Annotated in this window: 10 protein-coding genes; 8 read left to right on the top strand and 2 right to left on the bottom strand. The window is 74.7% G+C overall.

What is annotated here, in order from left to right; translation table 11 throughout:
- Positions 1-15 precede the first annotated feature (15 nt).
- The 3 genes from ACIA8O_RS30190 to ACIA8O_RS30180 all read left to right on the top strand — a co-directional run bounded on the left by ACIA8O_RS30190 (position 16) and on the right by ACIA8O_RS30180 (position 8,054).
- Positions 16-3,309, top strand: a complete 3,294-nt coding sequence (locus ACIA8O_RS30190) for an ATP-dependent helicase (protein ID WP_396297134.1) — start codon at positions 16-18, stop codon at positions 3,307-3,309.
- A gap of 169 nt (positions 3,310-3,478) precedes the next feature.
- Positions 3,479-6,682, top strand: coding sequence for an ATP-dependent helicase (locus ACIA8O_RS30185; protein WP_396297133.1), 3,204 nt, complete (start codon positions 3,479-3,481; stop codon positions 6,680-6,682).
- A 190-nt stretch (positions 6,683-6,872) separates the two neighbouring features.
- Positions 6,873-8,054, top strand: a complete 1,182-nt coding sequence (locus ACIA8O_RS30180; protein WP_396297132.1) for a PP2C family protein-serine/threonine phosphatase — start codon at positions 6,873-6,875, stop codon at positions 8,052-8,054.
- Between the two features lie 160 nt (positions 8,055-8,214).
- Here the strand turns inward: ACIA8O_RS30180 and ACIA8O_RS30175 are convergent, their stop codons facing one another.
- Positions 8,215-9,123, bottom strand: coding sequence for an endonuclease/exonuclease/phosphatase family protein (locus ACIA8O_RS30175; protein ID WP_396297131.1), 909 nt, complete (start codon positions 9,121-9,123; stop codon positions 8,215-8,217).
- A 61-nt stretch (positions 9,124-9,184) separates the two neighbouring features.
- On the opposite strand from ACIA8O_RS30175, the gene ACIA8O_RS30170 reads away from it, so the two are divergent.
- The 5 genes from ACIA8O_RS30170 (at position 9,185) to nudC (ending at position 15,923) form a co-directional block, all read left to right on the top strand.
- Positions 9,185-9,796, top strand: coding sequence for a PadR family transcriptional regulator (locus ACIA8O_RS30170; protein ID WP_396297130.1), 612 nt, complete (start codon positions 9,185-9,187; stop codon positions 9,794-9,796).
- Between the two features lie 20 nt (positions 9,797-9,816).
- A complete protein-coding gene (locus ACIA8O_RS30165; RefSeq protein ID WP_396297129.1) occupies positions 9,817-10,590 on the top strand; it encodes an ABC transporter ATP-binding protein in 774 nt (257 codons plus the stop codon).
- Entirely contained in the window at positions 10,587-13,409 is a 2,823-nt protein-coding gene (locus ACIA8O_RS30160) for an FtsX-like permease family protein (RefSeq protein WP_396297128.1), read from the top strand. Before ACIA8O_RS30165 ends, ACIA8O_RS30160 begins: the two co-directional genes overlap by 4 nt.
- Positions 13,410-13,535: 126 nt before the next feature.
- Positions 13,536-14,936 carry a dipeptidase gene (locus ACIA8O_RS30155; RefSeq protein WP_396297127.1) on the top strand — a complete coding sequence of 467 codons (1,401 nt, stop codon included), beginning with the start codon at positions 13,536-13,538 and terminating at the stop codon, positions 14,934-14,936.
- A gap of 54 nt (positions 14,937-14,990) precedes the next feature.
- Positions 14,991-15,923, top strand: coding sequence for an NAD(+) diphosphatase (gene nudC / locus ACIA8O_RS30150; RefSeq protein WP_396297126.1), 933 nt, complete (start codon positions 14,991-14,993; stop codon positions 15,921-15,923).
- Positions 15,924-16,039: 116 nt separating this feature from the next.
- Here nudC and ACIA8O_RS30145 read toward each other — a convergent pair whose 3' ends face one another.
- Positions 16,040-16,534, bottom strand: a complete 495-nt coding sequence (locus ACIA8O_RS30145; protein ID WP_396297125.1) for an ATP-binding protein — start codon at positions 16,532-16,534, stop codon at positions 16,040-16,042.
- Positions 16,535-16,546: the final 12 nt, after the last annotated feature.

Genomic DNA, 16,546 nt, shown 5'->3' with positions numbered 1-16,546 from the left:
GGTTACGCTCGTCGGATGGCTTCTCCGTTCCGTCTGGTCCGCAACGCACTGGCGCAGCCGGTGCCGCCCGTGCTGGACGAGTACCAGCGGGCGGTGGCCGAGCACGGGGCCGGGCCGCTGCTGGTGCTGGCGGGGCCGGGGACGGGCAAGACCACCACGCTGGTGGAGTCGGTGGTGCGGCGGATCGAGCGCGGCACCGACCCCGAGCGGATCCTGGTGCTGACCTTCAGCCGCAAGGCCGCCGCCGAGCTCCGGGACCGGATGACCACCCGGCTCGGCAACGGCTCGGCCACTCCGCAGGCCACCACCTTCCACTCCTTCTGTTACGCGCTGCTGCGCGCGCACCAGGCGCCCGACGCCTACGCCGAACCGCTGCGGCTGCTCTCCGGCCCGGAGCAGGACGTGATGGTCCGTGAGCTGCTGGCCGGCGGCGCCGAGGACGTCCGGGACGGGACCGCCCGCTTCGACTGGCCGCTGGACCTGAGGGCCTGCCTGACCACCCGCGGTTTCGCCGACGAGGTCCGCGCGGTGCTGGCCCGCAGCCGGGAGCTCGGGCTCGGCGGCGAGGAGCTGGGCCGCTTCGCGGCGGGCGTGCAGCGGCCCGACTGGTCCGCGGCCGCGCACTTCCTGGCCGAGTACCTGGACGTGCTGGACCTGCGCGGGGTGCTGGACTACGCCGAACTGGTCCACCGCGCCGTGCTGCTGGCGGAGCGTCCGGAGGTGGGCGGGCAGCTGCGGGAGAAGTACGACGTGGTGTTCGTGGACGAGTACCAGGACACCGACCCGTCCCAGGTCCGGCTGCTGCGCCAACTCGCGGGCGGTGGGCGCGACTTGGTGGTGGTCGGTGACCCGGACCAGTCGATCTACGCGTTCCGCGGCGCTGACCTGAACGGCATCCTGGACTTCCCCTCCGCCTTCCCCAAGGCCGACGGCGGCCCCGCCGAGGTCAAGGTGCTCCGGGTCTCCCGCCGCTCCGGCGCCGTGCTGCTGGCCGCGGCCCGCGAGCTCACCGGCCGGATGCCGATGGGGCGGCTGCCCGCCGACAAGCTGGCCCAGCACCGGGCGCTGCTGCCGTCCCGGGAGGGCGGCCGGGTCGAGGTGTACACCTACCCGACGCCCGGCGCCGAACTGGACTCGATCGCCGACCTGCTGCGCCGCGCCCACCTGGAGGACGGCGTCCCGTGGGGCGAGATGGCCGTGCTGGTCCGGGCCGGTGCGCGCTCCATCCCCGGGGTGCGGCGGGCGCTCGGCGCGGCCGGGGTGCCGCTGGAGATCGACGGCGACGACCTGCCGCTGCGCGAGGAGCCGGCCGTGGCCGCGCTGCTCGCCGCCCTGCGGGTCTGCGCGCACCCGGCGGCGGAGTGCGACGCCGAGCAGGCGCACGCGCTGCTGACCGGGCCGCTCGGCGGGCTGGACGGCTCGGACCTGCGGCGGCTCGGGCGGGCGCTGCGGGAGGAGGAGCGGCAGGCGCTGCGGGGTGACGAGGACTCAGGGCCGGCCCCGCTGGTGGTGCGGTCGGCGGAGGAGCTGATCCGGGAGGCGCTGGCCGAGCCCGAGCGGCTGGTGGCGATGGAGCCCTCGTACGCCCGGCGGGCCATGGAACTGGGCATGCTGCTGCGCAAGGTGCGCGAGCTGCTGGCCGGGGGCGGCAGCGCGGAGGAGGCGCTCTGGCAGCTCTGGGACGGTGCGCGCCGCTGGCGGGAGCGGCTGGAGCGGGCCGCGCTCCGGGGCGGCGGACCGGCGGGCCGGAACGCGGACCGGGACCTGGACGCGCTGTGCGCGCTGTTCGACACGGCGGCCCGGGCCGAGGAGCAGTCGGCCGGCCACCGGGGAGCGCTGGAGCTGCTGGCCGAACTGGAGGCCCAGGACATCGCCGCCGACACCCTGACCGTGCGGGCCGTCCGCCCGGAGGCCGTCCGGCTGATGACCGCCCACCGCTCCAAGGGCCTGGAGTGGCGGCTGGTGGTGGTGGCCGGGGTGCAGGAGGGCCTCTGGCCCGACCTGCGCCGCCGCGGTTCGCTGCTGGAGGCCGACCGGATCGGCCGGGACGGCCTGGCCGAACCGCTCTCCCCGGGCGCCCTGCTGGGCGAGGAGCGGCGCCTCTTCTACACCGCCGTCACCCGGGCCAAGGACCGCCTGGTGGTGACGGCCGTCAAGGCACCGAGCGAGGACGGTGACGAACCGTCGCGCTTCCTGCGCGAGCTCTACCGGGAAGAGGTCGACCGGGCGAGCGGGAAGGTGCTGCGGCGCACCCCGCCGGTGACGGTGGAGGAGGTGACGCACCGTCCGAAGCGGCCGCTCTCGGTCGCGGCGCTGGTGGCCGAGCTGCGCGCGGTGACGGTGGACCCGGCGCAGTCGCCCGCGCTGCGGCGGGCCGCCGCCGAACGGCTGGCGGCGCTGGCGGCCGCGGCCGACGAGGACGGGGTGCCGCTGGTGCCCGCCGCCCACCCCGACCGGTGGTGGGGCCTGGTGGACCGGACCGAGTCCGCCAAGCCGCTGCGGGACCCGGCGGAGCCGGTGCGGCTGTCGGGCAGCGGGCTGGAGCAGCTGGACGGGTGCTCGCTGAAGTGGTTCCTGGAGAAGGACGTCCGGGCGGGGTCGACGACCACGGCGGCGCAGGGCTTCGGCAACGTGGTCCACGCACTGGCCGACGAGGTCGGCTCCGGGCGCACTCCGGCGGACCTCGCGGTACTGATGGAGCGCCTGGACACGGTCTGGGACGCGCTGGCCTTCGACGCGCCCTGGAAGTCGCAGCAGGAGAAGGAGCAGGCACGGGCGGCCCTGGAGCGCTTCCTGCACTGGCACGTGCTGGAGCGGGGACGGGCGACGGTGGCCACCGAGCAGGACTTCGACCTGACACTGCCGGTGGGGGACATCGCGGTGCGGATCCGGGGGTCGATGGACCGGGTCGAGCAGGACGCGGCGGGACGGGTCTACGTCGTCGACTTCAAGACCGGCAAGCAGCTCCCGACGGACAAGTCCCTGCCCGACCACAAGCAGCTGGCGGTCTACCAGCTCGCGGCGCGCAGCGGCGCGCTGGACGGGGTGGACGGGCTGGCGGGCGGCGTCGAGGTCGGCGGCGCGGAGCTGGTGCACCTGCGGGCGGAGGCCTCGAAGAAGGAGCCGGAGGCCCCGAAGGTGCAGCACCAGGGGCCGCCGGCGGAGCCGTGGATCGAGGGGCTGCTGGCGGAGTCGGCGGGGCGGGTGCTCTCCGAACGCTTCACGCCCAAGGCGGGCGACGGCTGCACGCGGTGCTCCTTCCGGGCCTCCTGCTCCGTGCAGCGCGACGGGCGGCAGATCCTGGACTGAACAAGGTGATGCTTCCGGGGGCGCGGGGAACTGCGCGCGGGGGAACGGCACGAGCTGCAACTGGCTCGCTTGCCCCGATCCAGCACTGGGCCGCCTTCCGGTTCGCGCAGTTCCCCGCGCCCCCGGAGGCGTAGCCAATTTCGTCAGGGCATCGCTTTAGGCTTGCCGGATGAGATCCGCGCTGAGCAGCCCCGAAGAGTTGAAGGTGCTGCTCGGGGTGCCGTTCAACGCGGAGCAGGTGGCGGCGATCGGGGCCCCGTTGGAGCCCGGGGTGATCGTGGCGGGGGCCGGGTCGGGCAAGACGACGGTGATGGCGGCCCGGGTGGTGTGGCTGGTCGGGTCGGGGGCGGTGCGGCCGGAGCAGGTGCTGGGGCTGACGTTCACCAACAAGGCGGCGGGGGAGCTGGCCGAGCGCGTCCGGGCGGCGCTGCACCGGGCGGGGGTGGCCGGGCCCGAGGAGGAGGTGCTCGGGGAGCCGGAGATCTCGACGTACCACTCGTTCGCCGGGCGGCTGCTCAAGGAGCACGGCCTGCGCCTGGGCATCGAGCCGGACGTCCGCCTGCTGGCGGACGCGACCAGGTACCAGCTGGCCGCCCGGGTGCTGCGGTCCTCGCGCGGACCGTACCCGCACCTGACGGGTGCGTTCAGCGGTCTGGTCGCCGAACTGGTCGCGCTCGACTCCGAGCTGGCCGAGCACCTGGTGGAGCCGGAGCGGCTGCGCGCCTTCGACCGGGAGCTGATCGACCACGCCGCCACGGTCAGGCTGAGCAACGACGACCTGCGCCCGATCCCGGTGACCGCCCGGGCCCGGTTGGAGCTGCTGGAGCTGGTGGAGGAGTACCGCCGCCGCAAGCGCCGGGCCAACCTGATGGACTTCGGCGACCAGATCGCCGCCTCGGCCCGGCTGGCGCAGGAGCGGCCGGAGGTGGGGCGGCTGCTGCGGGAGCAGTTCCGGGTGGTGCTGCTGGACGAGTACCAGGACACCTCGGTGGCCCAACGCCTCATGCTGGCAGGGCTGTTCGGTACCGAGGGCGGGCACCCGGTGACGGCCGTGGGGGACCCGTGCCAGGCCATCTACGGCTGGCGCGGCGCCTCGGTGGCCAACCTGGACGACTTCCCCCGGCACTTCCCGCGCGCGGACGGCTCCCCGGCGCACCGGTACGCGCTGAGCGAGAACCGCCGCAGCGGCGGCCGGCTGCTGGCCTTCGCCAACGAACTCGCCGCCCCGCTGCGGGAGATGCACGAGGGCGTGGAGGCGCTGCGCCCGGCGCCGGGGGCCGAGCTGGACGGGTACCTGCGCTGCGCGCTGCTGCCCACCCACGCCGAGGAGATCGACTGGCTGGCCGACCGGATCGCCCACCTGACGGCGACCGGCACCCCGCCGGGGCGGATCGCGGTGCTCTGCCGGGGCGGTTCGGCCTTCCCGGACATCCACGCCGCGCTGGTCGCCCGGGAGGTGCCGGTGGAGGTGGTCGGACTCGGCGGGCTGCTCCAACTCCCGGAGGTGGCCGACCTGGTGGCGGTCTGCGAGGTGCTGCAGGACCCGACCGCGAACGCCTCGCTGGTGCGGCTGCTGGTCGGCCCGCGCTGGCGGACCGGCCCGCGTGACCTGGCGCTGCTGGGCCGCCGGGCCGCCGAACTGGTGCGCACCGGACGGTCCGAGGGTGCCGATCCGCTGGCGGCGGCGGTGGCCGAGACCGACCCGACCGAGGTGGTCTCGCTGGCCGACGCACTGGAGACCTTCATCGAGACCGAGCAGCCGGACGAGCTGCCGTTCTCCCCGGAGGCCCGTCACCGCTTCGCCCAACTGGCGCGCGAGCTGCGGGACTTGCGGAGGGTGCTGGCCGAGCCGCTGATGGACGTGCTGCACCGGGTGCTCACCGTCACCGGCCTGGAGGTCGAACTCTCCTCCTCCCCGGGCGCGTTGGCCGCCCGCCGGCGGGAGACGCTGCACTCCTTCCTGGACGTGGCGGCCGGCTTCGCCGACCTGGACGGGGACCCGGGGCTCTCCGCCTTCCTGGCCTTCCTGCGCGCCGCCCAGGAGTACGAGCGCGGTCTGGACAGCAGCCTGCCCGGCGGCGAGGACACCGTGAAGGTGCTCACCGCGCACAAGTCCAAGGGCCTGGAGTGGGACGTGGTGGCCGTCCCCGGCCTGGTCAAGGACGCCTTCCCGAGCGGCCGGGGCCGGGAGCGCTGGACCAGCACCAAGCAGGTGCTCCCGCACGAGCTGCGCGGCGACGCGGCCACCCTGCCGGTGCTGGGCGGCCTGACGCCGCGTGACATGAAGGAGTTCAAGGCCGAGATGGCCGGGCACGGCCACGTCGAGGAGCTGCGGCTCGGCTACGTCGCCTTCACCCGCCCGCGCGAGCTGCTGCTCGCCTCCGGCCACTGGTGGGGCCCCAGCCAGAAGCGCCGCCGCGGCCCGTCCTCCTTCCTCACCGCGCTGCGCGAGCACGCCGAGCGGCCCGGCAACGGCGAGGTCGAGCTCTGGGCCGACCCCCCGCTGCCGGACGCCGAGAACCCGGCGCTGGACACCTCGGTCGAGACCCCCTGGCCGCTGCCGCTGGACCGGGGGGCCCAGCTGGCCCGGCGCCGGGTGGCCGAGGTGGTGCACCGCCGGCTGGCCGGGCAGCCCGCTCCGCCGCCGGAGCAGCACACCGTCGAGGAGCAGCGCCGGATCGCCTCCTGGGACCGCGACCTGACGGCCCTGCTGGGCGAGCTGGCCCGCTCCCGCCGGGCCGTCCGCGAGGTGGAGCTGCCCGCCTCGCTCTCCGCCACCCAGCTGCTGCGCCTCAACGCCGACCCGGACGGCTTCGCCCGCGACCTGGCCCGCCCGATGCCCCGCCCCCCGCAGCCCGCCGCCCGCCGCGGCACCCGCTTCCACGCCTGGATCCAGGCCCAGTACCAGCTGCCGTACGAGGAGCTGCCGCTGGTCGGCCCGGACGCGCTGCCCGGCCTCGACGACGAGGGCATCGAGGACGAGCACGACCTGGAGCGGCTCAAGGAGGCGTTCCTGCGCAGCCCGTACGCCGGGCGGCGCCCGCACCGGGTCGAGGTGCCGGTGCAGCTGGTGCTCGGGGGCCGGGTGGTGCGCGGCCGGATCGACGCGGTCTACCGGGACGGTGACGGTGGCTCAGGGTCACCGGAGGGCGAGCGCTGGGAGGTGGTGGACTGGAAGACCCAGCGGGACGAGGCGGCCGATCCGCTCCAGCTCGCGGTCTACCGGCTGGCCTGGGCCGAGTTGACGGGCGTAGAACCCGAGCAGGTCACCGCGTCGTTCCTGTACGTCCGCAGCGGCCGGGTCGACAGACCGTCAGGACTTCCGGGCCGAAAAGAGTTGACTCGGCTTCTGATCGGGAATAGTGAAGAATGAGTCACGCAGCGCATCCATGCCGTCACGGCAGCGTGCGAAACCTGTGCTTCATGCACGTTTCGCGCCTATTGTGGGGTCGGTAACCGGTCAATCAAGGTACTCCGGCCGCCGGGCAGGGCCCCACCTCTGACCCTCAGTCATCACCGCAGGTGCCACGGGCGCCCGCGCACCCTCGCTGGAGAGACCGAAGTTGAGCGCGACCGGATGGATCAAGGACCGGCTCGCGGGGCCTTCCCCCGGAGCCGTGCCGGGCACGGTCACCGGAACGTGGCCGAAGACCTCGATGGCGCTGCCGTTCATCGGCATGCTGCTGGTACTCGCCCTGGACTGGTTCAGCGCCACCTCGCTGACCGTCGAACCCGCCCTCACCGCCGTCCCCGCACTGGCCGCCGTGGTCAGCCGCCGCACCTGGTACCCGCTGGCCGTCGGCCTCGCCACCGAGGCCGTCGCCTTCCTGCTCGCCTGGTACAACGGCGTGCTCGGCCAGTCCGTGCACACCGCCACCGTGCTGGCCATCGCGCTGGTGGCCGCCATCGGCTGGGTCAGCGCCACCCTGAGGGTGCGTCAGGAACAGGCCCTCGCCGACGCCCAGCTGGTCGCGGAGGTGGCCCGCCGGGTGCTGCTCCGCTCCGTCCCGGACCGGCTCGGCTGCGTCCGGGCCGCCGTCCACTACGCGGCCGCCGCCGCGCACGCCTCCATCGGGGGCGACCTGTACGAGGTGGTCAACACCCGGCACGGGGTGCGGGCCGTCGTCGGCGACGTCCGGGGGAAGGGGCTGGCCGCGGTCGAGACGGCGGCGGCCGTCCTCGGGGCCTTCCGGGAGGCCGCCCACCAGGAGCCGGAGCTCGACCGGGTGGCCGGCTGGCTGGCGGTCAGCCTCGACCGGGTCCTGCACGAGGGGGAGCACCCCGGGGTGGAGGAGGAGTTCGTCACCCTGGTGCTGATCGGGGTCCGTCCGGACGGGTCCGTGGAGATCGTCAACTGCGGGCACCCCGCCCCGCTGCTGCTCAGCCCCGGCGCGCCGGCCCGGGCGCTGGAGCTGCCGGAGACGGTGCCGCCGCTCGGGGTCCTCGACCCGGCCGACGTGCGGCCGCCGGTGCAGCGGCTCACCGTCGCGCCGGGGGACCGCATCCTGCTCTACACCGACGGCGTCATCGAGGCCCGCGACCACCGGGGCGCCTTCTACCCACTGGCGGAGCGGCTGCCGTACTGCGCGGTCGGCTCCCCGGCGGAGGTGCTGCGGCGGTTGCACGAGGACGTGGTGCGGCACGTGGGGCACAAGCTCGGGGACGACGCGGCGATGCTGCTGCTCCACCACGAGCCCGTCCAACTCCCGCACCAGACCACCACGGAGCTCGTACCTACGGCGTGACGCTCAGTTGCAGCGACCCAGGGGCGCGAGGAACTGCGCGCGGGGGAACAGCAGCACGTGCAACTGGCTGACGTGCCCTCAGTTGCCGGTGGTCCGCCTTCCGATTCGCGCAGTTCCTCGCGCCCCTGGGTCGCTGCCCTGCCGGGCGGCCCGCCCCTGACTACAGGTCGACCTCGACGAGGAGGGGCCGGTGGTCGGAGACCGGGGTGCGGGGGGCCGTGATGGTGCCGACGGCGGTGCGGGGGACGCCCATGGCGAGGACGTGGTCGAACTGGACCGCGGGGCGGTGGGACGGGTAGGTGGGGGTCTTGGCGAGGTCGTGCCAGCCGCGCAGGACGCGGCGCCGCCGCGGCCCCGGCTGCCGCGCGGGGCGCGGGCCGAGGGCGGCCGCCCCGCCGAGCACGGTCCGCGGCACGGCCCCGATCAGGTTGAAGTCCCCGAGCACCAGGTGCGGCCCCGGCAGGTCGGCGATCCACCGCCGGATGGCCGCGAGCTGGGCCATGTTCCAGCCGGGGACGAAGGACAGGTGGGTGGCGACCACCGTGAACTCGCCGTGGCGGCCGCGCAGGACGGCGGCCAGCGCGGCCCGCGGCTCGTCCGGTACGGGGGTGAGCCCCCGTCGGCCGGCGACCCGGAGGGGGAGGCCGAAGGGGGCCGGGGCGAAGCGGCGGGCGCGCCAGTGGCTGACGGGCAGCCGGGTGAGCAACGCCGTTCCGTAGGACGGGACTTGGAGGGCGGTGCCGGCCTCGGTGGGGCCGTAGACCTGGAGGCCGGGCCGGGTGGGGTCGAGGATCCAGCCGGCTCCGGTGGCGGGGCGTCCGTGCAGGGCGGCGGCGAACCGCCAGTCGCCGGCGCCCATCGCCTTGGCGGCCACGGCGGTCTGGTCGGTGAAGCCGGAGCGCTCCTGGTGGCGGTCGACCTCCTGGAGGGCGAGCACGTCCGCGTCGAGGGCGCTGACCGCTTCGGCCAGCGGTTCGCCCGGTTCGGCGGGGAAGGGCAGCGGGCTGCCGTCGGCGGCCAGCGGGCGGCCGTGCAGCAGGTTGAAGGTGGCGATGCGCAGCTGGCTCACAAGGCATGACGGTACCGGCTGCGCTTGAGCCGGTGGGGCATACCCGGTATACATACTCGGTATGTCCATCCGTCACGGTCTGCTCGCCCTGCTCGACCAGGGCCCGCGCTACGGCTACCAGCTGAGAACCGAGTTCGAGGCCCGCACCGGGGCCACCTGGCCGCTCAACGTGGGCCAGGTCTACACCACGCTGGGGCGCCTGGAGCGCGACGGCCTGGTGGTCCCGGACGGTGCGGACGAGGAGGGCCACGTCTTCTACGCCGTCACCGACAAGGGACGTGCGGAGCTGCGCAGTTGGTTCGACACCCCGGTGCCGCGGACCAACCCGCCCCGGGACGAGCTGGCGATCAAGCTGGCGATGGCGGTCACCGTGCCCGGCGTCGACGTCACGGCCGTGGTGCAGGGGCAGCGGCGGCACAGCATGAAGGCGCTGCAGGACTACACCCGGCTCAAGGGCCAGGCGCTGACCTCCCAGGAGAGCGGGTCGGACCTGGCCTGGCTGCTGGTGCTGGAGCAGCTGATCTTCCAGACCGAGGCGGAGATCCGCTGGCTGGACCACTGCGAGACCCGCCTCGCCCAGTACCGCCCGGCCGCTCCGGCGGCTCCCTCCGAGGCCGCCGAGCCCGATCCGGAGCCCGCCCCACCCCGCGCCCGCAGGCGCGCCCGATTCTGAACCACCGTCAGGGGGAAGCGATGAGCACCCAGAACGACCGGTCCGGCACCGCCCCGGTGCTGCACCTGGAGAACGTCACCCGGGTCCACGGCCAGGGGGCGGCCGAGGTCCACGCCCTGCGCGGCGTCGACCTCAAGGTCCACCCCGGCGAGCTGGTCGCCGTGATGGGGCCGTCCGGCTCCGGCAAGTCCACGCTGCTCACGCTGGCCGGCGGGCTGGACACCCCGACCTCCGGGCGGGTGCTGGTCGAGGGCAGCGCGCTCGGCGAGCTGAGCCGCCGTCAGCAGGCGCAGTTGCGCCGCCGGGCGGTCGGCTACGTCTTCCAGGACTACAACCTGATACCGGCGCTGACCGCGGCCGAGAACATCGCGCTGCCGCGCGAGCTGGACGGGCTCTCCACCCGGGCGGCCCGCAAGGAGGCGATGGCGGCCCTGGTCGAGATGGGCATCGAGGAGCTGGCCGACCGCTTCCCGGACGACATGTCGGGCGGTCAGCAGCAGCGGGTGGCGATCGCCCGGGCGCTGATCGGGGACCGCCGGCTGGTGCTGGCCGACGAGCCGACCGGGGCGCTGGACTCCACCACCGGCGAGTCGGTGCTCGCGGTGCTGCGGGCCCGCTGCGACGCGGGCGCCGCGGCCATGCTGGTGACCCACGAGGCCCGGCACGCGGCCTGGGCGGACCGGGTGGTCTTCATCCGGGACGGCCGGGTGGTGGACGAGAGCGTCAGCCGGGACGCGGCCAGCCTGCTGGTCTCGGCGGCCACCAACAGCGTGAACGGCCCGGTGACGGAGTGAGCCTGACGTCGTGGCGGGTGGCCCTGCGGATCGCCCGGAGGGACGCGCTCCGGGCCAAGGGGCGCAGCGCGCTGGTGATCGCCATGATCGCGCTGCCGGTGCTCGGGGTGACCGGGGCCGACGTGGTTTTCCGCAGTGCCCAGCTGGAGCCGGAGCAGAAGATCGTCCGGATCATGGGCGAGGCCGACGCGATGGTGTCCGCGTACGGCCGGGGCATGACGGTCGTCCAGCCACCGAACCCGGGCGAGGGCGCCAACGCGGACATGCCCCGGGAGGGCCAGAAGCCCACCCCGGAGCAGCAGAAGAGCCTGGACACCGAGCCGGGCGCACTGCTGCCGACCCTGCTTCCGGCGGGCACCCGGCTGACCCCGATGGACGGGGGTGTGTCCGCCAACGTCACCACCAAGGAGGGCCTGCTCAGGACCCGGCTGACCGAGGCGGACCTGACCGACCCGGTCTGGAACGGCCACACGGTGCTGACCGGCGGCCGGCTGCCGACCGCCGCGACCGAGGTGGCGGCCACCCGGGGGTTCCTGGAGCTGTCCGGCCTGAAGGTCGGTGACACCACCACGGTGCGCGGGCCGGACCGCCCGTTCACCATCACCGCCGAGGTCGAGTACCCCGGCGACCTGGGCTTCAGCCAGCTGGTGCTGCGGCCCGGCGCCGCGCCCGTCCAGGAGAAGAAGGCGGACGACCGGTTCGGCGGCGGCAAGTGGCTGGTCCGGATGCCGGCCGGGGCGGCGCTGACCTGGCCCCAGGTGCTGGAGCTGAACAAGTACGGCTTCTCGGCGACGTCGAAGGCCGTGCTGCTGGACCCGCCGCCGCGCTCCGCCGTGCCGTACTACCAGCAGCAGACGGGTCCGCAGCTGATCGACAAGACCGCGCTGGCGGTGCTGGCCACCGTGGTCGGCATGGCGCTGCTGGAGATCGTGCTGCTGGCCGGGCCGGCCTTCGCGGTCGGCGCGCGCCGTTCCCGGCGCCAGCTCGGGCTGCTGGCGGCCGGCGGCGGGGACCGCAAGCACGTCCGCGCGGTGGTGCTCGGCGGTGGCGCGGTGCTCGGCCTGTCCGGTGCGGTGGCCGGCCTGGTGCTGGCGGTGCTGCTGGTGGCGGCCACCCGGCCGTGGCTGGAGGACCTGGCCGGGCGCCGCTTCGGCAGCTTCGACCTGGCCCCGCTGGACCTGCTCGGGATCGCCGCGATCGGCCTGGTCACCGGCCTGCTGGCAGCCGTGGTCCCGGCGGTCCAGGCCTCCCGGCAGGACGTGGTGGAGGCGCTCACCGGCCGTGGCTCGGTCAAGCCGCCGAGCAAGCGGCTGGCCGTGCTCGGCCTGCTGATGGTGGGCGGCGGCGCGGCGCTCGCGCTGCTCGGCTCCCAGCTGACCGACCGGGTCCTGGCGGTGCTCGGCGGCTCGGTGCTGGCCGAGCTCGGCATGGTGGCCTGCACCCCGATGCTGGTCGGCCTGTTCGGGCGGCTGGGCCGCTGGCTGCCGCTCAGCCCCCGGCTGGCGCTGCGCGACGCGGTCCGCCACCGGGGCCGGACCGCCCCGGCGGTGGCGGCGGTGATGGCGGCGGTGGCCGGTTCGGTCGCGGTCGGCATCTACACCGCGAGTTCGGAGGCCCAGCAGCGGCAGAACTACACGGCCTACCTGCAGCCCGGCGCGGTGCTGCTGCACACCGGCTACGGCGAGAACCGCGACCCGGCCTCGTACGCGCTCCAGCAGGGCGCGGTGGAGGGCGTCGTCCCGGACCTCGGCCCGCGCGGCGAGGTCTACCAGGCCGAGTACAAGGGCACCCGCTACCAGCGCGGCAGCGGGCGGGTGGAGCTGATGCTGCCGAAGGACCTGCGCTGCCCGGCCAACGACCCGGCGGCCGAGGGGCTCCCGGTGGAGGAGCGCGACCGGTTCTACCAGGACGAGCGCTGCAAGCGCTCGACCGGGCAGTACTCGTCCCCGGTCGGCCAGGGGCTGCTGCTCGGCGACGCCACCGCACTGGCCAACCTGACCGGGGTCCGCGACCCGGCCGCCGGCAAGGCGCTGGCCGAGGGCAAGGTGCTGGTCTTCGACCCGGCCTACCTCAAGGACGGCAAGGTCGCCCTGGCGCTGGTCGAGCCGGAGCAGGGCACGACGGATCCGATGACGGGTATGGCCCGCAGCGCGGACGGCACGCTGACCCGGCCCCAGGTCCAGAGCCGCGAACTCGCGGTGGACGCGGTCCGGTTCGCGCCGGCGCTGCAGAACGCCGGGGCGTTCGCCAGCCGGGAGACCGCGGCGCGGCTCGGTCTGACGGCGGCTCAGGTCGCCACGGTCTGGCTGCCCGCGAAGGCGCCGAGCACCGCCGTCGAGCAGAAGGCCACGGCGGCGCTGTCCAGGCTCGGCAGCGAGGGCGGCGTGACCGTCGAGCGCGGGTTCCGGCCCGAACCCGACCTGGTGCCGCTGGCCCTGACCGGCTTCGCCGGACTGGTCGCGCTCGGCGCGGCGGGCATCGCCACCGGGCTGGCCGCGGCCGACTCGCAGCGCGACCTGGCCACCCTGGCGGCGGTCGGCGCCACCGGCGGCATCCGGCGGCGGCTGTCCGGCTTCCAGTGCGGGGTGATCGCCGCGATCGGCGCGGTGCTCGGCGCCGTCTGCGGGGTGGTGCCCTCGGTGGCGCTGCGGAAGATCGAGGCGATGCCGCAGTTCCCGGGGGAGGAGGCCAGGGAGGCGGTGATCGTCTTCCCGTGGGCCACCCTGGGGCTGACCCTGGTGGTGCTGCCGGTGGTGGCGGTGCTGCTGGCGATGCTCTTCACCCGGTCCCGGCTGGGCCTGCTGAGGCGCTCCGCCTGACGGCCCGTCACCAGTGACCCGTGTCACCCCGTGGGGCCCGTGGGCCGCACGGGGTGACGCAGGTTACGGGACCGCCGGGTGGACGGGCCGCACACCGGGAGGCGGTGGCGAACTAAAGTCGTCCGTATGACGAAAACCCCGGACAGCGTCGTCCGCTCCTACATCGACCTCCACCGGGCGGAGTTCCTCTCCGACCTGGCCGACTGGCTCCGCATCCCCTCGGTCTCCGCCGACCCGGCCCGCGCCGGGGACGTCCGGCGCTCCGCCGAGTGGCTGGCGGAGAAGCTGCGGAAGACCGGCTTCCCGGTGGCCGAGGTGTGGGAGACGGAGGGGCTGCCGGCGGTCTTCGCCGAGTGGCCGTCCGGGGACGCGGACGCGCCCACCGTCCTGGTCTACGGCCACCACGACGTCCAGCCGGCCGCCAAGGAGGACGGCTGGGCGACCGACCCGTTCGAGCCCACCGTGGTCGGGGACCGGCTGTACGCCCGCGGCGCGGCCGACGACAAGGGCCAGGTCTTCTTCCACACCCTGGGCCTGCGCGCCCACCTGGCCGCCACCGGCCGCACCGCCCCCGCCGTCAACCTCAAGCTGCTGATCGAGGGCGAGGAGGAGTCCGGCTCGCCGAACTTCGAGGCGCTGGTCCGGCGCGAGGCCGCCCGGCTGGCCACCGACCTGGTGGTGGTCTCCGACACCGGCATGTGGAACGAGACCACGCCGACCGTCTGCACCGGCATGCGCGGCCTGGCCGACGCCCAGATCGACCTCTACGGCCCGGACACCGACATCCACTCCGGCTCCTTCGGCGGCGCGGTGCCCAACCCGGCCGCGGTCGCCGCCGAGCTGGTGGCCGGCCTGCACGACGAGGACCGCCGGGTGGCCGTGCCCGGGTTCTACGACGGCGTGGTGGAACTGACGGAGCGTGAGCGCGAGCTGTTCGCCGCGCTGCCCTTCGACGAGGACCAGTGGCTGCGGACCGCCAAGTCCCACGGGGTGCTGGGCGAGGCCGGGTACTCGGTGCTGGAGCGGGTCTGGGCCCGGCCGACCGCCGAGGTGAACGGCATCTGGGGCGGCTACACCGGCCCCGGCGGCAAGACCATCGTCCCGGCCGAGGCGCACCTCAAGCTCTCCTTCCGGCTGGTCGCCGGGCAGGACGTGGACGCCGTCCGCGCGGCGGTGGCGGACTGGGTCGCGGCCAAGGTGCCGGCCGGCATCCGGTACGAGCTGGTCTTCCCCGGCGCCACCCGGCCCTGCCTGACCCCGCTGGACCACCCCGCGCTCCAGGCCACCGTAAGGGCGATGGGCCGGGCCTTCGAGCAGGAGGTGCTGTACACCCGCGAGGGCGGCTCCGGTCCGGCCGCCGACCTCCAGGACGTGCTGGGCGCGCCGGTGGTCTTCCTCGGCATCTCGGTGCCCTCGGACGGCTGGCACTCGGTGGACGAGAAGGTCGAGCTGCCGCTGCTCACCAAGGGCGTCGAGACGGCCGCGTACCTGTGGGGCGAGTTGGCCGAGAGCGGGCTCGGGGCATGAACCACTTCGACAGTCTTCCGACCGAAGTCTTCCGACCGATGGGGATGGACCGCGTTGAGCACCGTGCCTGACACCAAGCAGCTGGCCCTGGCCCGGGCGGGGGTCGACCGGGCCGCCGAGCACCGGTTCGACGAGCCGTGGCTGGCCGCCGCCTGGAGCCACCCGAGCACCAAGGTGCTGCCGATCGCCAGCGGCGAGGCCTTCGTGGTGGACACCGAGCACGGCACCGAGCTGGTGCTGCTGCCCTCCTTCGAAGCGCCGGAGGCCGGCGACCGCTACTTCCTCGGCACCGACGAGGGCGGCACCTCCTACTTCGCCCTGGTGAACGAGACGCTGCCCGGGCGCCTCGACGGCGACGCCCGTCCGGCCGGGCTGCGCGAGGTCGGCGCCCAGCTCTCCGACCGGGACGCCGGGCTGCTGGTGCACGCCGTCGCGCTGGAGCACTGGCACCGGCTGCACAGCTTCTGCTCGCGCTGCGGGCACCGGACCGAGAAGGCCGGGGCCGGGCACGTGCGGCGCTGCACCTCCTGTGCGGCCGAGCACTACCCGCGGACCGACCCGGCGGTGATCATGATGATCACCGACCCGGAGGACCGCTGCCTGCTGGGCCGCCAGGCGCTCTGGCCGGAGGGCCGCTGGTCCACCCTGGCCGGGTTCGTGGAGCCGGGCGAGTCGATCGAGCAGGCGGTGGCCCGCGAGGTCTACGAGGAGGCCGGGGTCCGGGTCGCCGAGGTGGAGTACGTGGCCAGCCAGCCCTGGCCGTTCCCGTCCAGCCTGATGCTGGGCTTCCTGGGCAGGGCCGACCCGGCGGGCACCGCGATCACGGTGGACGGTGAGGAGTTGGCGGAGGCCCGCTGGTTCTCCCGCGAGGAGCTGAGGGCCGGGATGGAGGCGGGCGAGATCCTGCCGCCCTCGGGCATCTCGATCGCCCGTCACCTGGTCGAACTCTGGTACGGGGAACCGCTGCCGAGCGCGGCCCGCTGGTGACGGCGGAGACCGTCGCGAATCGTGGTGAATCGTAGTGAATAAGGGGCGTGCGGTGGAAAACCGTACGCCCCTTGTGCTTTTCTTCGGCTTTTTCGAGCGGAATCGAAATCCCTCGGTCAGTCGCTCTTCCGGTCGATTTCCAACCAGCAGCTGACGGTCTTTCCGGTCAGCCGGGTGGTCACCGACCAGTCGGTGCACAGGGCCCCGACGATGGCCAGGCCGCGGCCGCTGGTCTCCTCCTCCCCGGCCTCCCGGGGCTCGGGCATCGCCCGGCCGTAGTCGGCCACCGAGATCTGCAGCGCCTGCTCCGTCAGGGCCAGCGTCACCGAGACCGCGCCCCGGCCGTACCGCAGCGCGTTGGTGACCAGCTCGGACATCAACAGCTCGGCGCTGTCGGCGAGTTCGGCCGCGCCCCAGGCGGTGAGCACGGTCCTGGTGAGCTGCCGGGCCCGGGCCACGTTGCGCGGGCGCGGCGGGAAGCTGGCGGTGGCGTGCCAGGCGCCCCGGTCGGCGGCCCCCAGGGCCCGCCCCGGACGTGGCCGGGCGCCGTCCGGCTCGCCGGTTCGAAGGATGGTCGGCCGCGCCTGGAAGTGCTGCGCGGTACTGGTCACGGGCATGGCTCC

Origin of the sequence: Kitasatospora sp. NPDC051853 (genome assembly GCF_044452665.1) — a bacterium.
Classification (GTDB): domain Bacteria; phylum Actinomycetota; class Actinomycetes; order Streptomycetales; family Streptomycetaceae; genus Kitasatospora.
The sequence above is the reverse complement of the archived record's forward strand: the minus strand, read 5'-3'. Positions and strand labels throughout refer to the sequence as shown.

What these genes read in the sequence shown, in the direction of transcription:
- ACIA8O_RS30155 (WP_396297127.1), top strand. Translation starts at nt 13,536, where the DNA reads ATGACGAAAACCCCGGACAGCGTCGTCCGCTCCTACATCGACCTCCAC.
- ACIA8O_RS30165 (WP_396297129.1), top strand. Translation starts at nt 9,817, where the DNA reads ATGAGCACCCAGAACGACCGGTCCGGCACCGCCCCGGTGCTGCACCTG.
- ACIA8O_RS30185 (WP_396297133.1), top strand. Translation starts at nt 3,479, where the DNA reads ATGAGATCCGCGCTGAGCAGCCCCGAAGAGTTGAAGGTGCTGCTCGGG.
- ACIA8O_RS30170 (WP_396297130.1), top strand. Translation starts at nt 9,185, where the DNA reads ATGTCCATCCGTCACGGTCTGCTCGCCCTGCTCGACCAGGGCCCGCGC.
- ACIA8O_RS30190 (WP_396297134.1), top strand. Translation starts at nt 16, where the DNA reads ATGGCTTCTCCGTTCCGTCTGGTCCGCAACGCACTGGCGCAGCCGGTG.